Source organism: Desulfoconvexum algidum (assembly GCF_055382125.1).
The window spans coordinates 1,867,012-1,882,781 of the sequence record NZ_AP042394.1 but is presented as its reverse complement, the minus strand read 5'-3'; the positions used below and the strand labels follow the sequence as shown (position 1 = coordinate 1,882,781).

Below are 15,770 nucleotides of genomic sequence, written 5' to 3'. Positions count from 1 at the left end.
TAATACAAAAAGAAAGGAGAAATCATGTCTTTTGAAAACATTATTTTTACGGTCGAAAACAACATTGCCACTATCTTTTTTAATAGACCAAAAGCCTTGAATGCACTCAACAATGCCCTTTTCGACGAACTGAATACGGCCCTTGACATGGTACGCGATGACAGCAGCATCCGGGTACTGATTCTCACGGGTGCGGGGGATAAAGCTTTTGTGGCAGGTGCTGATATTTTAGAACTTTCACAAATGAATCCCCTCCAGGCCAAGTTTTTTTCAAGAAAAGGCCAGAAGATATTTTCAAAAATTGAAGATCTTCCCATCCCTGCCATTGCCGCGGTAAATGGCTTTGCCCTGGGCGGGGGAAGCGAAGCCGCCCTGGCCTGTGATTTTATCTATGCCTCGGAAAAAGCCGTCTTTGGTCTGCCTGAAATCACCCTTGGCCTGATCCCCGGATTTGGCGGTACCCAGAGACTTGCAAGGCTTGTGGGAAAAAACCGGGCCAAGGAAATGGTCTTTACCGGGAAAAATATCCGGGCAGACAAAGCCCTTGAATACGGAATTGCCAACAAAGTTTGTTCTCCTGAAACCCTGATGGAAGAAGTCTTGAAAACAGCCACTTTGATTGCCGCCAAGGGAAAAGTGTCCCTGAGAGCTGCCAAGGAAGTCATTCAGAACGGTACGGCCGCTGATCTTGAAACCGGCTGCAGAATAGAAAATGACGGTTTCGGGATCGCCATGGTCAGTGAAGATGCCAAGGAAGGTACCACCGCCTTTCTGGAAAAACGAAAACCCGTGTTCAAAGGCGAGCTCAACTAAGCACGCCTGAAATTACTTTAGTAAGGACCCCTCTATGCCCATTTATAACCATACTTTTGAAACCATGCCCCGACGAGAGATTGAGGCTGTCCAACTCAAACGGCTTCAAGCCACCATTGAACGGATTTATGCCACGGTTCCCTTTTATAAGAAGTCCTTTGACAAGGCTGGAATAAAACCAGAAGATATCAAAAGTCTCAATGATCTTCAACGGATCCCCTTTACCACCAAACTGGACCTGAGGGACAACTATCCCTATGATATGTTTGCCGTTCCCATGGAGCAGGTTGTCAGGATTCATGCCTCTTCGGGCACCACTGGAAAACCAACGGTTGTCGGCTATACCCAAAACGATATTCATACCTGGGCAGAACTTATCGCCCGAAGTTTTTCAGCCGCCGGCGCAACCTCCCGGGACATACTCCACAATGCATATGGATACGGTTTGTTTACCGGGGGCATTGGTGCCCATTACGGTGCAGAAAAATTAGGGATGGCCGTAATCCCGGTATCCGGCGGCAACACCAAACGCCAGATCACCATTATGCAGGACTTTAAACCCACCATTCTATGTGGCACCCCCTCTTACATTCTGCATCTTGCAGAAATCGCAGCGGAGATGGGGGTTGATTTCAAGGATCTTCATTTTAAATCCGGTATTTTCGGGGCAGAGCCCTGGACAGAAAACATGAGGGCGGAACTGGAATCAAAACTTCATTTAAAGGCCATTGATATTTATGGACTAAGCGAAGTCATGGGACCCGGGGTTTCCATTGAATGCCTTGAAGAGCAAAAGGGGCTCCATGTGTTTGAAGATCATTTTATTGTTGAAATCATTGACCCCGATACAGGAGAGGTCCTGCCCCATGGAGAAACAGGGGAACTGGTGTTTACCTCCATTACCAAGGAAGCTTTCCCGGTCATCCGGTATCGCACCAAGGACATCACTTCTTTGAATTCTGAACCCTGTGCCTGCGGTCGAACCCATATACGGATGAACAAGCCATCGGGCCGGAGCGATGACATGCTCATTATCCGGGGGGTTAATGTATTCCCCTCCCAGATCGAAAGTGTTCTCATGGAAACCAAGGGAATTTTACCCCATTATCAATTGGTGGTGGACAGAAAAAAGAACCTGGACACCCTGACGGTGAAAGTTGAAATAGATGAAAAATTATTCAGTGACGACATCAAAAGTCTCCAGGCAATGGAAACCCATATTTCCGAAAATATAAAAGAACATCACGGGGTGTCGGCAAAGGTGCTGCTTGTGGAACCCAAAACCATCCAAAGAAGCCAGGGCAAAGCCGTCAGGGTTATTGATAACCGAAAGCTATAAACCCAAAACCTATAAAATAAGATGAGGAGAACTCATATGCTTGCAAAACAGATATCCATCTTTATTGAAAACAAAGAGGGGCGCCTTGCAGAGGTCACAGCCATCCTCAGGGATGCCAATGTGAATATCAGGGCCTTGTCCCTTGCTGACACAACAGATTTTGGCGTTCTAAGACTCATTGTCAATGACAACGAGAAAGCAGAACTTGCCTTGAAAAAAGAAGGGTTTACCGTGGGAATAACCCAGGTACTTGCCGTTGAAGTCAGTGATGAACCAGGCGGGCTGAACAAGGTTTTAGATCCCTTGTGCGAACAGGATGTCAACGTGGAATACATGTATGCCTTTGCCAATCCCCAGTGCAAAAATGCCATCATGATCTTCCGGTTTGACGACCCTGAAAAAGCCTTGAAAATCCTTGCAGAACGCTCAATCAAGGTTATTACGGGTAAGGAAATCTCTGATCTTTAAAGGTGCTGTTAACCTTGTTTATTGACTCCCTCTTAGGTTAAGGGGGAGTTTAATAAGGAAACTTGTCCCCTGGCCGGGGCGGGAAGTTACTTCAATATGGCCTTTATGATTTTCCGTAATAATAAAATAGGAAACCGCAAGACCAAGCCCGGTTCCCTCCCCCACAATTTTAGTGGTAAAAAACGGCTCAAACACTCTTTTTCTTGTATCAGGGGCCATGCCCGGGCCATTGTCCCTGATCTGGACACAGAGCATTGAATCTTCCTTAAATATTTTCAAAACGAAACAAGGGGAAACTCGTGTTTCTTCGATCCCCATCATGGCCTGGGCACCATTGGACAAAATATTGAAAAATACCTGCTGAAGTTCACTGGCTTTACAATAAATTCGGGGCAACCCCTTTGCATAGTCTCTTTTGATCTCTATTTTTTTAAAGTCAAACCGCTTTTTCAGATTATAATCACTTTCAGCCAGTTCAAGGGTCTGATCCAGTAAGAGGCCGATATCTTCCGGAACAAACCCCGAAGCACTTTTCCGGGAAAAAGACAGCATGTTTGAGACAATGGCAGCAGCCCGTTTGCCTGCATCCAGAACGGAATCGAGCATTTTAAAGATGCCCCTTTTTTCCATATAGGTTTCAAGGAGATCAAGGTCTATCCCCGTTTGCCGGGCAGCTGCGATATTGGCAGGTAATTTTGTTTTAAGGCGATTTTGGATCACCTGGGAATTTTGCAAAATACCGGCCAAGGGATTGTTGATTTCATGGGCCATTCCGGCAGCTAAGCCCCCAAGGGAAACCATTTTTTCCGATTGCACCATCATTTCTTCAAGCGTGCGCTTTTCATCTTCTTTCTTTTTAAGACTCAAGGCTTCAATCAGTGCAACGGTAAGCATTTGGGCCGATTCCTTATCGCCTTCATCATACCCGTTTTCCTTTCCGGCAAAGGCCACAATGCCTTTCACCGTTGCCCCCAATTTTATGGGAACCCCAAGAAAAGAGTCAATGGGGATATGGTTTTCAGGTATTTCCACAAAATCAGGATGGGAAGAAGGGTCATTGGAGATCAGGGAAACCTTCTCAAAAATTACCCGGGCCAGGATACCACGGAGCTCCTTCCCCTGAACCAGGGGATTATGTCCCATGTCCAGGGGGCAGTCTGCCATGACTCCGTCTGAGACAGCCAGCATCTCGATTTGACCAGGCTCATCTCCAGAAAGTTCGCCGACAAAACAATATCGGCTGGGAATAATTGCCAGGGCAATGGGAATAAACAACTCAGCAACTTCCCTATAGGATTTTGCCAGCATGGAGCGTTGGAAAAAAGTATTTACCGAAGAGATACATATGCTTTGATGGAGAATTTTCTTTTCATTTTCTTCTTTTAAACATATTTCAGCCTCAAGGTTTTTATTGGTCAAGGCCAGGTCATTGATTTTCTCTTGAATCGCATCCCGCATGGATGAAAAATTCCGGGCCAGGTCACCAATTTCTCCTACCCCGTTTATTTCAATTTCCCGTTCAAGATTCCCGGCAGCTATTTCAGATGCCGCCTGGGTCAGTTTGGTCACGGGCTGCATCAATTTGTGAATGAGAAGGGTAAGAATAAGGGCAAGGCACAGGGTTATCGTAAAGGTAAAATAGAGCATTTGATTTCGAAAACCCGCCAACTTTTTTTCAATGAGGCTGGTGGAGTAAACCACCTTCATTTTACCCAGTTTAAGGCCTTTGTGGTAAATAAAAAAACTTTTTTGAATTTCCAATCCTTTGGATTTAAATTCACGAGATAAATGGAGATCCAGGTCAATTTCAGATTCCTGGATGAAAATACTTTTCATATTTGGATCATCAAAAAAGGTCTCCAGATTAACCCTCAATGTTTCTTTGTCCACATTATAAAGGGGCCTGGCATTAACAAGCCGCATCATATATGCTGCTTTATCGATTTTGATACGCAGACTCTGAAATTCAAGGGTTTTTATTTGCTCGGTGATATAGAAACACAAGAACAAGTTAATAATGCTGCATGCAAAGACAACAATAGTAATAATTCGTGATTTCAGGCCCATTCATTTTTTCCCTGTCCCCATAGTATAGTTGGGCTCGTCATTACATCAACTTTATTTGTGGTCCTTAAAGAAGGGCGCTCTCATTCATGCTCACTTTTCTTATAAGCGCCCGATAATCTGCGGAGGCCGTGGACCCCGGAGCAAATTCAAAAATGGATTTCCCGAAGGAAGGTGCCTCGGCCAGACTTTCACTGTACCGGATCGGAGTGCACATATATTCGGGGTATAATTTTTTGAGTTCGGAATACAGTCGCTGGGGTCCTTTTATCCGGGTATCCAAAAAAGTGGGAACAATATACTTTAAACTGATTTCATTTCGATATTTTTGTATGGAGCCAAGACTTTTCATAAATTCTGAAAGTCCATGCAATGGCATGACTTCAAGGGCCACCGGCACCAGGACCTCCGTGGCATAGAACAAGACATTTACAATGAGCTGATCCCAACCGGGAGAGGTGTCAATGAGAATAAAATCATACTGATGGTCCAAAGGTTTCATAGCTTCGGACAGGGTCCATTCAGCACCGAAACTTTTCCGGTCAATAATCCGTTTCACACCGGCAAGAGATTTTCCACCACTCAGGAGCCACAAGTTTTTTCTGGCCTGAACAACACACTCATCCGGGGTCAACTCCTTGGTCAAAAGTTCTGTTAATCCGGCCTTGGGTTTCTTCCCCAGAATGTAGGAGGATTGTCCCTGGGTGTCTGTATCCACCAGCAAAACCTTGTACCCGGCCAGGGCAAGCCCAGCCCCGAGATTCACACTGGTGGTTGTCTTTCCCACCCCCCCTTTGCTAAGGGTTATACAAATTTTTCTGGCCTCAGCCCTGTTGCCCTCTTTTTCATTGGATGAGCTATCAACCAGCTGATCCATCAATACCGGAAATTTATATTTACACGCTCTGCAGGTTGCAGAAACTGTTTTTCCAGAATCAATATGAGCTTTGACCATGTCCAGATTTATTTTAAGCTTTCTGGCACACTTCGGACAGATAATAACCACCCCTATCCCTCCTTTTTCAATTCCTCAAGAATAGCGTCAACAACAATACTGGCAATCCGTTTCATGGAAATATTGGGACCAGTTCCAGGGGATACCTTTACATTAATCTTTGCCTTGCTGTCCCAGATCTCAACCGACACATTGTCCCTTGAGACTTTCCAGGATTTTTCCACCGCCCCGGTCACTTTTTTCTTTTTCATCCCACCATCATTGCGATAGATGAGGCAATCCAGTTCTCGAGTCCGGCCTGCAAATTCCTGGTCATCATGACCCAGGATACTGTCCATAATATTTTTTTTCTCTACCATTTTTCCAGTCTTCAGCCCTTGCTTATATTTCGGTCATTGTTTTCAAGGACACGGGACTTCATTTCTAAAAAAACAGCATCAAAGGAATGCCTTTGTTCCCCATCAAGACCTACCCATTGAATCCCATGTTCCAATGGCCCGGATGCTGAAGGGGAATAATGAATAATTTTACCGGTCAGTCCCTTGAATCTTTGATTTCGCAATATCAATTCACAGCCGGTATAAATTTCACCGAATTTAAAACCAAACAGACGATCAGAACTGATGCCAACGCCTCCCTGGCTGATATTGGACACACGATACCGGTTTTGTTTAATAATAACGTGAACGGATTCTTTCTCAGCGACTGGGATACGAAAGGATTGACGAACCAGTGGTTCTGATTCTTTTTGCTTGGCCCCACCTTGAAGCTCAATTGACTCGTTTTTCATTACCCACCTTCCCACCGGCCAAAATTAATTTATACCGAAATTATGGCAAATAACACCTAAACAGATCCAAAACATATCAGGTATACCAAACTCAGGCAAGTAAAATCGGCAATATTCCCTTAAAACAAAAAAAGGTGCAGAGCGTAAATGCCCTGCACCTTTAAAGTAAAAACTTTTTTCGTCCTATGGTATGGCTTAGTGACCGGCTACTGCAGCGATAACGCCTTTCAGAGCAGGATGGGCATACATGAGGATAAGGGATACAACCAATGCATAAATACAAAGAGACTCGATCATGGCAAGACCAATCAGCATGTTAACCTGAATTTTACCAGCTGCCTCAGGGTTTCTTGAAATACCACTCATTGCACCCGCAAGACCCAGACCCTGACCAATACCACAACCAAATGCGGCAATACCAATTGCAAGACCTGCTGCCCATACACTACCAACTAGAAATTCCATTTGTTACTCCTTATTACAATTAATTAATATAAATAATAACGGGGGCTTCTTCCAAGTTCCCGTAAAACAACCTGATTAATGCGATTCCTCTATTGCACCGGCAATGTACATGGTGGACAAGAGAAAGAATACAAATGCCTGTACCAGGGCCACAAAAGCGCCCAGGGCCATAACCGGAAGCGGTGCCAAAAACATGCCGCCCAGCCCCAGAAGGATCCCGACAACCAGCTCATGGCCTGCCATGTTTCCAAACAGACGGAAGGTAAGCGATAGAACCCTGGCCGTATGTCCGATAACCTCAATGGGAAAAAACAAGGGGATCATTGCGGGAACAGGTCCCAGAAAATGCTTGATATATTTGATGCCATGGCGTTGGACACCCACCACATGACTCCAAAGAACAGCAATCAAAGCCAGGGCAAGGGTGGTATTGATATTGGCTGTTGGTGGAAAAAATGCAGGTACCAGCCCCATGAGGTTGCCCAAAAGAACAAACAAAAAGATGGTTAGAACCAGGGGATAAGATTTTCTGCCTTCATCTCCGGTAACCGTTACCATGAACTCCTCAAGACCTGAAATCAGTACTTCAAAAACATTCTGGGCAGTTTTCGGGACCATGGAAACGCTCTTCCCCGCAATCCAGCCAAAAAATATCAATATGACCATGGCCAACCACATATAAGTAACATGTGGATGGGCTGCAGCCCATTCTCCCATTCCCAGCATTCCAAACAACGACGTTAGTAACAAATATGGATGTTCCACCTTATACCGCCTCCTTGAAAAATAATCTCATTAACTCAAGCATAGTTGCCAGAAACATGCTTGCAACAACCACCGAAAGGCCCGCCAAAAGTCCTAACGGATGAACAATATGGTTTGATATAAGCAGGAAAATAAGTCCCCCGCTTATCACAAATCGGATATAGTATTTCACCAGGATATTCCCTATAAAGGAACCCCCTTTTTCTGATACCACATCGGGACGAAAATTATTAACAACGGTTTTCTTTAAAAGTTGGAAATTTATGGCCACAATCAGCCCCCCCAACAAAACCCCCAAAGAGACCTTTGTCGGTGTTGTCATCAATGCCAAGGAACTGGTTGCGATGAGCAGCAGCCAATTGGATTTGGTGACAAAATTAACAATTTTTTCAAGATCCTGCATTAATACTTCTGTCCTTTTTTCCCTGCCCTGACAATGTTGGAAAAGCCAGCCGCAATGCCGAGTGCCAGCCCCACAAACAACAGAACAGGTTCTGTATCAAATTTTTTATCCAGCCAAATTCCCAGGCCAAGACCGATAAAAATCGAAAGCGCAACCGACATGCCGAGACTGGCAAAATATCCCAGTTCTCTTACGGTTTTGCCTGTTTCCTTTTTCATCTCTTTGCCTCTCCTCGTTTACCATCCCTAAGGATTAGGTCTTTAACTTTACAAAGATCAAATATTCTGAAAAGCAAATATCATATGCATCAGATCAAGTCAATGTGAAAAAAGCATTAAATTATATCCAGAAATCCGGTACTGCTTTCTTTGCTGACCTCACCGACAATCGTAGCATTTATTCCTTTTTTCTCCATTTGCGAGACACAAAAGGCAGCCTCCTCTTTTTTCAAACTGATCAAAAGCCCACCCGATGTCTGGGGATCAAACATCAGATCCGCCAGGGCCCGGTCCATGCTGGGAGAAACCCTTGTCAGGTCCTTGAAAAATGCCCGATTTTTATGGGCACCTGCCGGAACCAGTCCCATGCTGGCAAAGTCGAACACACCTTCCAGCAGTGGGACCTTTTGGGAATAGAGGGATATATGTTTTTTTGCGCCACGGGCCATTTCGATCAGGTGACCGGCAAGTCCAAACCCAGTCACATCGGTACAGGCATGGACATGAAACTCCTTCATTACCTCGGCTGCATAGCGATTGAGCCGCGACATAACTGAAACCGCTCCCTGGATCTGGCTTGTTTCTGCCAGTTTGGCCTTGATAACCGTTGACATAACACCGGTTCCAATGGGTTTGGTCAGGATAATGGCATCACCTACCCTGGCATTTGAATTGGTTAACACGCGGTCAGGATGCACAATCCCCGTGACGGAAAGACCATATTTAAATTCCGGGTCATCCACGGAATGGCCGCCCACAAGAATGGCACCTGCCTCATTAATCTTATCCTGCCCCCCCTTTAATGTCTGTGCAAGAACATCCTCGGGAAGGTCAACACTGGGAAAACAAACTATATTCATCGCCGTCAAAGGTGTTCCGCCCATGGCATATACATCACTTAGGGCATTGGCCGCAGCAATCTGGCCGAATTCATAGGGATCATCCGTGACCGGCGTTAAAAAATCCAGGGTCTGGATCAGTGCGGTCTGGTCATTTAGTCGAAAAACGCCTGCATCATCAGGCGTTGCAAGCCCCACAATCAAATCCGGATGGGATTGGATCTCAAGCCCTGATACAATTCGATCCAGTGTCCCTGGATCCAATTTGGCAGCTCATCCCGATGCCGTAACGTTCTGGGTTAAAAATATTTTCTTTTCTGTTTCCATTGGTCTGCTCATAAATTTATAGATTAAAATCACTGCCGGCCTATCCTATTCTATCCTGACACCCGTTTTTCCTTATTATTTGAGTGAAATGACACAGCCAAACCTGCCGGTTTTCTTCGCCTGGCGAAAGGAATAAAATTTATCCGTGTTGCACCGGGTACAAAAATTCATTATTTCAACATTCTCTTGCCTCACCCCTTTTGCCGTCATTTGATCACAGGATAGTTTCCAGAAATCAAAGAACAACTTGTCCGGCAGTTTATACCCCCACAAACCTTTAGGGATTTCATCCTTGTAATTTACAAACTCGGCACAGCAAGGGCCTAAAGAGGGACAAATCCCTGCCCTGATATCTTTCGGGTTACAGTGAAACCGACCTGTCATCACATCAATGCAATCTCCGATAATATTTTGAACACTGCCCCGCCATCCGGAATGAACATTGGCAATCACCCTTCGTTTTGGATCATAGAGCAAAACACCCTGGCAGTCTGCCACCTGGATCACAAGACCCACCCCTTGCATATCTGTTACCACCCCATCGGCAACACTGGGTGTCCGAAGGTTATCTTCACTTAACACATGGATGGTTTTCCCATGGACCTGGTTGAGATAAACCGCCTGCAAGATTCCCAATCTTTCCAACATGCGACGCCTGTTTTCCTTGACGGCTGCCGGATCATCTCCCACACTCAACCCAAGATTCAAAGAATCAAAACAACCCGAACTGACACCACCTGACCGGGCAAACACCCCATGGCACAGCTCAGGATATCCCTGGAAGAGGTTAAATTCAAAAACCTTAATTTGCATGCCTCCCCATAATTGATCCGGCCAACACCTTCAATAATTTCATTTCCTTTTTTTTAGCCATAAATATCGGATCTTCTGTCCATAATACAAGGAATCAATTGACGCGCCCGGGCCACCTGCTCAATTTCAATGGTTGCCACAGCGGCCTGGTCTGTTTGCCCGGCCTCCGCAAGGATTTGCCCCAAAGGATCCACGACCATGGACATGCCCGGGAAGACCAAATCTTCATCCCTCCCTGTCCGGTTAGCACACACCATGAACAATTGATTTTCAATGGCCCGGGCCACCGTCAGAGAACGCCAGTGGTTCTGCCGGGGTTTGGGCCATTGGGCAGAAATAATCACCATTTGCGCATCCGCCAGAAAAAGTTGCCGGGCAAGCTCCGGGAACCTTAAATCATAACAGATCATCAGACCGATTCGCCCAAGACTGGTATCAAGGGTCATAACCTTGTCTCCGGCACCATAAAACAGGTGTTCATCGGTCAAACGGAACAGATGCAGTTTCCGATAACACCCCTTAACCGATCCGTTTGTGTCCATAAAATAAAGGGTATTATAGACAATCCCGTTTTCAAGTTCTGGAAGGCTGCCAGTAATGGCCATATCATGGGCCCTTGCAAATCTGGAAAGGCGGTCCAGAATCGGACCGGTTTGACAAGCATGTTCTTTTAAACGCGTATTATCAAATCCACAGGAAAACATCTCGGGCAGAACTGCCAGAGAAACATTCCGGGAAGCAAGCTGGCCAAGATTTGCCAGGACCACCTCCATATTGGCGTCTATCTGTCCTTTGATGATATCAAATTGAACAACACCAGCTTTGAATACTTTATCGTTTAAATCCATGGTCCTTCTCTTGTTTTGACAGACAAGTTCTCATATTCAAACCCACCATATAGACTCCCCTTTTCTCCGTCAATCCTTTTTATCCGACAACACCCAATGGCCCCCGCCCCTTATTTTGTTGGATGAAGTTGCCTGATAATTTAATACAAAAGCAGCCGCTTTGCAAGGCAACCTGCTCTCCAATGAAAATAACAGTTTCTCTGAGCAGCAAGTTAAAAATTTCTTTGGCAAAGGGCAGATGTATTATGGGTGCAAAATCAGGTGGACCTATTATTTTTTTAACATTGTCTACCAAGTTTTAAACACCATGAATCAAAAAGCATAGTGGATTTGATTCCAGAATTCCGTACATGAACTAACCACCTCTCTTTATATAGAGTTGCCTATGAAATTCATCTTGGAGAAAAATTTCCCATGCCAGATGTTGTTGTGGTCAGCATTTATTTTGAAATACCCGGATTATACGTTATAGTCTTCTCCTGGATGGCACCCCCAAAATTACTTCTTTAAAAACTTAATGATACCGTTTGAATTGTTGAACAATTGAAGAATCAAGATTCATGCAAGTTATTCTTGACTCTGACTATTTTGGGAATGTAATGGAATCTGGGAAGAATATTTTAATTACGGCTTGCATGACTTTGCTCTACCGTCCCTCTTTTTGTCAGAAAAATTCAAACTAACCATAGTGACCAGTGGAAGAAGCCAGTTTTTCAGACAGTACTGCAATGTGCTTGGGACCGATAAGGAAGAGAATAAATATCAATCCCTCACTTTATAAGATTAGCTGTGATGGATTTCAAATTCCTTTACAGTTATCGTAAACAATGCTAATCAATTTTCATATAGTTTCAATTTATATAATCGGCTTTCATCAATATTTAGCCGTGTAATCATTTATTAGCCCTAAATTTAAACGAATAATCGCAATGGAACTATCATTATGGATGACTTCTTTGATGGACTTCGTAACGGCAAAAATGAAAAACAACGTATATCAAAACCACAAAAAAATCATGACAATAATCATCAACACAAAAATCTTAGATCTCATTTTAACAATAACAACCAAATGTCACCTCGGCAAAATCAGAACGGGAATCGGATTTCAATGAATGGGGTTTCGGTTACCTTGTTTCAAGATGCAATTGAAAACCTATGCAGTGTTATTGAAGCCATAGAAAAAAATCAAGAATATTTAATAAAAGCACAGGAAAAAATTGTCGATATGTTAGAATGTAAGGTTGTTGCTGCCGAAAAGATATTAGACCATCTGAATATTTAACCGAAACAACGAACACATCATAAGATTTTTTTTAGGCGGAAATCAGTTGTGGATTATGATGTGAAAATTTTAATAATGGTTTGCCGTGTCTGTTACGTAATATCTCCAATATAGTTTCATGGGATTTTGGTTTATTTAATTTTACTTCTTCCCATATAAATGAATTAAATTCGTGAAAATTTATTTACTTTTTGACATAATACACCGTACACTGAATTTTATCAGAATATTAAACGCATTCTGATGATTTAGGGAGAGCGGAATATGACAAGTATTCTACAGTTCAAATCCCAAATTTAAATTCAACAAAAAAGGGGATTACATGGCTGGAAAACATAGCTATGAAGACTTGGTACAAGAGGTTCAATCATTAAAGAAAACTGTAAATGAAAAGAATTATCTGGAGAAAATTTATCAGGCAATCGGTCAATCTATAATAATTTTGGACCCTGAACAAAACATACTTTCTGTCAACCTTGCTACTGAAAAGATAACAGAAAAAACTGCCAATGATCTTAAAGGTAAAAAATGCTATCAGATTTTTCATGACCCCAAGTCGGTCTCTCCGCCAGAATCGTGCCCAGTTCAAAAGCTCTTAAAAACAGGCAAAATTGAAATTGAAGAGATGGAAGTAGAAACTCTGGGAGGTTTTTTTCTCGTTTCATGCACGCCAGTTTTTGACGACCAGTCAAAACTCAAAGAAATTATACATATCGCCACAGATATTACAGAGCAAAAGCAGGCTGAGGAAACTCTTAAAAAGAGTGAAGCGCTTTTGCGGTCAACTCAAGAATTGACAAAAGTTGGTGGTTGGGAATGGGATGTGGAAAAACAAACCATGTTTTGGACGGATGAAATGTATCGAATCCATGATCTTCAGAGGGCCGAATTCCTACCAGTCTTGATGGAAAATGTTGAAAGGAGCATTGAATGTTATGAGCCGGAAGATCGTCCGGTTATTATGGACGCTTTTGAAAATTGCATCGAGAAAGGGCAATCATACGACTTAGAATTTCCCTTCAAAACCCCAAAAGGAAGACGGATATGGGTTCGCACGGTAGCTGAGGCAATTATAGAAAATCACAAGGTTGTTAAAGTTATTGGCAATATCATGGATATATCCGATCAAAAGAAATTGCAGAAAGAAGTCCTGAAAATTCACAAGCTTGAATCCATCGGAACCCTTGCTGGTGGCATTGCTCACGATTTTAATAACCTTTTATATGTGGTGATGGGTAATATCTCTTTAGCTCAGGATGATCTAAACCTTGAGATTGAAACATCTGAAAGTCTCAAGGAAGCCGAAAAAGCATGTATCAAAGCAAAGGATTTGGCTGCACGGCTGATTACCTTTTCAAAAGGTGGTGATCCGGCTAAGAAAATGATGGCCATCAATGATTTGCTAAAAGATATGGTTATTTCAGTATTGAATGGATCTAACATCACGCAAAAAATTTCCATGGCCGTTGATATCAGACTCGTAAATATTGATGAAGGTCAGATCAAACAGGTTGTCCGTAATATAGTCGTCAATGCAAAAGAAGCAATGGATGATAATGGACAACTCACGGTATCATGCGAAAATATTGATATAGCCGAAGAAGGCTATCTTACATTAAACCAGGGCCAATATATTAAAATATCCTTCAAAGACCAGGGATGGGGAATATCAAATGAAAACCTTGAAAAAATATTTGATCCTTATTTTTCAACAAAAGATATGGGAACTGATAAAGGACAGGGGCTTGGGCTTACAGTCAGTTATTCCATCATTCAAAAACACGGAGGATTAATCACCGGAGAATCTGAACCAAAAACAGGATCGACCTTTTCGGTTTATCTGCCGGCTTTATCTGTCAAAGAACCAGACCTTCAAGAATCAGAGGAAAAACTTACAGCACAAAAGCCTGTAAAACAATCTGCTACTGGTACAGGGAAAATTCTTTTAATGGATGATGAAGAAGCGATCAGGAAGTTTCTGGGTAAGGTAATTAACAGATTGGGATATGATGTTGAAACCTGCATTGAAGGCAAAGAGGCTGTTGAAATTTATACAAAGGCCATGGAATCAAAAGAACCCTTTGATGTGGTGATTTTAGATCTAACCAATAAAATTGGAATGGGTGGTCAGGCGGCCATGAAAAAACTTCTTGAAATTAATCCTGATGTTAAGGGGATAATTATCACAGGTTATTTTGATGATCCAGTAGTTGCCAATTTCAGGGATTACGGTTTTTCAGGTTTTGTAATAAAACCTACAACCAGGGATGAACTAAGCAAGGTCATAAACGAGGTCCTTTCATAGGAGTTGATGAACAGCCTCCTCATCTGTAAGATCATGGGCTTGCTGGAGTAACTGGACACCGAGCATGGTGTATAGCTCTTTTGTAGGACGTCCTGTCACTCTTGAAAAATAGGGTTTGACAAGGTCAATAGGAAGTGAGCGGAGAATCTCTTTTTGAAAAAGACCTGCCCAGGACTGATCAAGCATTTTCCTACGTTTGGGACTCAAGAAATTCCAAGGATCAAAAAGATTCATCTGATTGTGGTCATTTATACGGATCATTAGCTTAGCCTTAACATGTTGATAATATAGGCCATATTATACAAAACCACTAACAAAAAGTCAATAGGAAAATGTGTGAATTATCCATAAAATCAGGCGATTATATCACAATTATTACTTTTTACGAGTCCATCAAGCCTGTTTCAATCCTTTTTTTGTCAGATCAAATTGCCTGATATGAAAACCCTGTTGTCTCTATCCAGGCCCTCCTTATCATATATTCGATGTATTCCTATATGATGATCATAAATTTAAAGCAATGGGCGCTCGATTGGCCGGCGTTTCAGCAGAGGTCGGGGTGGGTTGCAAGCGTACAATTGACAGCAATTTTGTACAGATTCTTAATGCAGTGGAGCGTTAAGAAAGCCGTGCTGTTTGAGGACCCACTGGACCGCAGTTCACGGCTTTTAGCGTAACGAAATTTTAGAAGCTGTAAAATTAACCTGTCATTACGCTGCAGCCCACCCCGGCCGGTGACGAACAGGTGATCCTCCCCCAACCATTTACTTCTGTTTTTTTTACCTCTGGTTTCATTTCTTTGATTTCATTTTCCCGATTCATATGGAACCATCCTGAAGGTTCAAATCACCCACCTTGCCAATTAAAACCGATTCTGGTATTCTTTATATAAAGTTTCCCCAGACACTTGGCTTCTGACTTACTCCTCCTGTCCTCCTGTCCTCCTGTCCTCCTGTCCTCCTGTCCTCCTGTCCTCCTGTCCTCCTGTCCTCCTGAAATCATCCTATCCCATGAAAAGGGGTCATCCAAATTAATTTTGAGGTCTTATTATCTTGACTTTTCAATCCGGTTCC

18 protein-coding genes are annotated in these 15,770 nt (G+C 43.2%); 5 read left to right on the top strand and 13 right to left on the bottom strand.

All coding sequences use genetic code 11. The features are described 5' to 3' along the window. Positions 1 to 24: 24 nt before the first annotated feature. From ACZ45G_RS08605 to ACZ45G_RS08595, 3 genes are read left to right on the top strand one after another with little or no spacing between them, the layout of a single operon-like run. On the top strand, positions 25 to 813 hold the full coding sequence (locus ACZ45G_RS08605) for an enoyl-CoA hydratase-related protein (RefSeq protein ID WP_464177021.1): 789 nt from the start codon (positions 25 to 27) through the stop codon (positions 811 to 813). A 34-nt stretch (positions 814 to 847) separates the two neighbouring features. Next, a complete protein-coding gene (locus tag ACZ45G_RS08600; protein ID WP_464177019.1) occupies positions 848 to 2,152 on the top strand; it encodes a phenylacetate--CoA ligase family protein in 1,305 nt (434 codons plus the stop codon). Between the two features lie 36 nt (positions 2,153 to 2,188). After that, positions 2,189 to 2,620, top strand: a complete 432-nt coding sequence (locus ACZ45G_RS08595; protein WP_464177017.1) for an ACT domain-containing protein — start codon at positions 2,189 to 2,191, stop codon at positions 2,618 to 2,620. Positions 2,621 to 2,638: 18 nt separating this feature from the next. On the opposite strand, the gene ACZ45G_RS08590 is transcribed toward ACZ45G_RS08595, so the two are convergent. The 11 genes from ACZ45G_RS08590 to ACZ45G_RS08540 form a co-directional block, all read right to left on the bottom strand. Beyond that, positions 2,639 to 4,687 (bottom strand): ATP-binding protein, encoded by a 2,049-nt coding sequence (locus ACZ45G_RS08590; protein ID WP_464177015.1) that lies wholly within the window; start codon positions 4,685 to 4,687, stop codon positions 2,639 to 2,641. A gap of 64 nt (positions 4,688 to 4,751) precedes the next feature. Beyond that, positions 4,752 to 5,690 carry an AAA family ATPase gene (locus ACZ45G_RS08585; RefSeq protein ID WP_464177013.1) on the bottom strand — a complete coding sequence of 313 codons (939 nt, stop codon included), beginning with the start codon at positions 5,688 to 5,690 and terminating at the stop codon, positions 4,752 to 4,754. A 2-nt stretch (positions 5,691 to 5,692) separates the two neighbouring features. Then, a complete protein-coding gene (locus tag ACZ45G_RS08580; protein WP_464177011.1) occupies positions 5,693 to 5,998 on the bottom strand; it encodes a hypothetical protein in 306 nt (101 codons plus the stop codon). An 11-nt stretch (positions 5,999 to 6,009) separates the two neighbouring features. Continuing rightward, positions 6,010 to 6,429 (bottom strand): PilZ domain-containing protein, encoded by a 420-nt coding sequence (locus ACZ45G_RS08575; RefSeq protein WP_464177009.1) that lies wholly within the window; start codon positions 6,427 to 6,429, stop codon positions 6,010 to 6,012. Positions 6,430 to 6,624: 195 nt separating this feature from the next. After that, positions 6,625 to 6,894: an ATP synthase F0 subunit C gene (gene atpE / locus ACZ45G_RS08570; RefSeq protein WP_464177006.1), complete on the bottom strand. Its 270-nt coding sequence runs from the start codon at positions 6,892 to 6,894 to the stop codon at positions 6,625 to 6,627. A 75-nt stretch (positions 6,895 to 6,969) separates the two neighbouring features. Continuing rightward, complete coding sequence (gene atpB / locus ACZ45G_RS08565; protein WP_464177002.1) at positions 6,970 to 7,659, bottom strand: F0F1 ATP synthase subunit A; 690 nt, start codon at positions 7,657 to 7,659, stop codon at positions 6,970 to 6,972. A 1-nt stretch (position 7,660) separates the two neighbouring features. After that, positions 7,661 to 8,062 (bottom strand): ATP synthase subunit I, encoded by a 402-nt coding sequence (locus ACZ45G_RS08560; protein WP_464177000.1) that lies wholly within the window; start codon positions 8,060 to 8,062, stop codon positions 7,661 to 7,663. Beyond that, positions 8,062 to 8,280, bottom strand: a complete 219-nt coding sequence (locus tag ACZ45G_RS08555) for an AtpZ/AtpI family protein (RefSeq protein ID WP_464176998.1) — start codon at positions 8,278 to 8,280, stop codon at positions 8,062 to 8,064. Before ACZ45G_RS08555 ends, ACZ45G_RS08560 begins: the two co-directional genes overlap by 1 nt. A 116-nt stretch (positions 8,281 to 8,396) precedes the next feature. Beyond that, positions 8,397 to 9,446 (bottom strand): selenide, water dikinase SelD, encoded by a 1,050-nt coding sequence (gene selD, locus ACZ45G_RS08550; protein WP_464176996.1) that lies wholly within the window; start codon positions 9,444 to 9,446, stop codon positions 8,397 to 8,399. Positions 9,447 to 9,521: 75 nt separating this feature from the next. Further along, entirely contained in the window at positions 9,522 to 10,259 is a 738-nt protein-coding gene (pgeF, locus tag ACZ45G_RS08545; protein WP_464176994.1) for a peptidoglycan editing factor PgeF, read from the bottom strand. A gap of 53 nt (positions 10,260 to 10,312) precedes the next feature. After that, on the bottom strand, positions 10,313 to 11,107 hold the full coding sequence (locus ACZ45G_RS08540) for a carbon-nitrogen family hydrolase (protein WP_464176992.1): 795 nt from the start codon (positions 11,105 to 11,107) through the stop codon (positions 10,313 to 10,315). A 943-nt stretch (positions 11,108 to 12,050) separates the two neighbouring features. On the opposite strand from ACZ45G_RS08540, the gene ACZ45G_RS08535 reads away from it, so the two are divergent. Then, positions 12,051 to 12,392, top strand: coding sequence for a hypothetical protein (locus ACZ45G_RS08535; RefSeq protein WP_464176990.1), 342 nt, complete (start codon positions 12,051 to 12,053; stop codon positions 12,390 to 12,392). 322 nt (positions 12,393 to 12,714) lie between these two features. Continuing rightward, positions 12,715 to 14,697, top strand: coding sequence for a PAS domain-containing hybrid sensor histidine kinase/response regulator (locus ACZ45G_RS08530; protein WP_464176988.1), 1,983 nt, complete (start codon positions 12,715 to 12,717; stop codon positions 14,695 to 14,697). Here the strand turns inward: ACZ45G_RS08530 and ACZ45G_RS08525 are convergent. Both ACZ45G_RS08525 and ACZ45G_RS08520 read right to left on the bottom strand, forming a co-directional pair. Next, a complete protein-coding gene (locus ACZ45G_RS08525) occupies positions 14,692 to 14,958 on the bottom strand; it encodes a hypothetical protein (protein ID WP_464176986.1) in 267 nt (88 codons plus the stop codon). The two genes, ACZ45G_RS08530 and ACZ45G_RS08525, sit on opposite strands and share 6 nt — an antisense overlap. A gap of 438 nt (positions 14,959 to 15,396) precedes the next feature. Then, positions 15,397 to 15,519: a hypothetical protein gene (locus tag ACZ45G_RS08520; RefSeq protein WP_464176984.1), complete on the bottom strand. Its 123-nt coding sequence runs from the start codon at positions 15,517 to 15,519 to the stop codon at positions 15,397 to 15,399. Between the last annotated feature and the right edge of the window lie 251 nt (positions 15,520 to 15,770).

Excerpts from the sequence above, each read along its gene's own strand:
- ACZ45G_RS08605 (WP_464177021.1), top strand. The coding sequence starts at position 25 with ATGTCTTTTGAAAACATTATTTTTACGGTCGAAAACAACATTGCCACT.
- ACZ45G_RS08600 (WP_464177019.1), top strand. The coding sequence starts at position 848 with ATGCCCATTTATAACCATACTTTTGAAACCATGCCCCGACGAGAGATT.
- ACZ45G_RS08595 (WP_464177017.1), top strand. The coding sequence starts at position 2,189 with ATGCTTGCAAAACAGATATCCATCTTTATTGAAAACAAAGAGGGGCGC.
- ACZ45G_RS08590 (WP_464177015.1), bottom strand. The coding sequence starts at position 4,687 with ATGGGCCTGAAATCACGAATTATTACTATTGTTGTCTTTGCATGCAGC.
- ACZ45G_RS08580 (WP_464177011.1), bottom strand. The coding sequence starts at position 5,998 with ATGGTAGAGAAAAAAAATATTATGGACAGTATCCTGGGTCATGATGAC.
- ACZ45G_RS08575 (WP_464177009.1), bottom strand. The coding sequence starts at position 6,429 with ATGAAAAACGAGTCAATTGAGCTTCAAGGTGGGGCCAAGCAAAAAGAA.
- atpE (WP_464177006.1), bottom strand. The coding sequence starts at position 6,894 with ATGGAATTTCTAGTTGGTAGTGTATGGGCAGCAGGTCTTGCAATTGGT.
- ACZ45G_RS08560 (WP_464177000.1), bottom strand. The coding sequence starts at position 8,062 with ATGCAGGATCTTGAAAAAATTGTTAATTTTGTCACCAAATCCAATTGG.
- ACZ45G_RS08555 (WP_464176998.1), bottom strand. The coding sequence starts at position 8,280 with ATGAAAAAGGAAACAGGCAAAACCGTAAGAGAACTGGGATATTTTGCC.
- pgeF (WP_464176994.1), bottom strand. The coding sequence starts at position 10,259 with ATGCAAATTAAGGTTTTTGAATTTAACCTCTTCCAGGGATATCCTGAG.
- ACZ45G_RS08540 (WP_464176992.1), bottom strand. The coding sequence starts at position 11,107 with ATGGATTTAAACGATAAAGTATTCAAAGCTGGTGTTGTTCAATTTGAT.
- ACZ45G_RS08535 (WP_464176990.1), top strand. The coding sequence starts at position 12,051 with ATGGATGACTTCTTTGATGGACTTCGTAACGGCAAAAATGAAAAACAA.
- ACZ45G_RS08530 (WP_464176988.1), top strand. The coding sequence starts at position 12,715 with ATGGCTGGAAAACATAGCTATGAAGACTTGGTACAAGAGGTTCAATCA.
- ACZ45G_RS08525 (WP_464176986.1), bottom strand. The coding sequence starts at position 14,958 with ATGATCCGTATAAATGACCACAATCAGATGAATCTTTTTGATCCTTGG.
- ACZ45G_RS08520 (WP_464176984.1), bottom strand. The coding sequence starts at position 15,519 with ATGAATCGGGAAAATGAAATCAAAGAAATGAAACCAGAGGTAAAAAAA.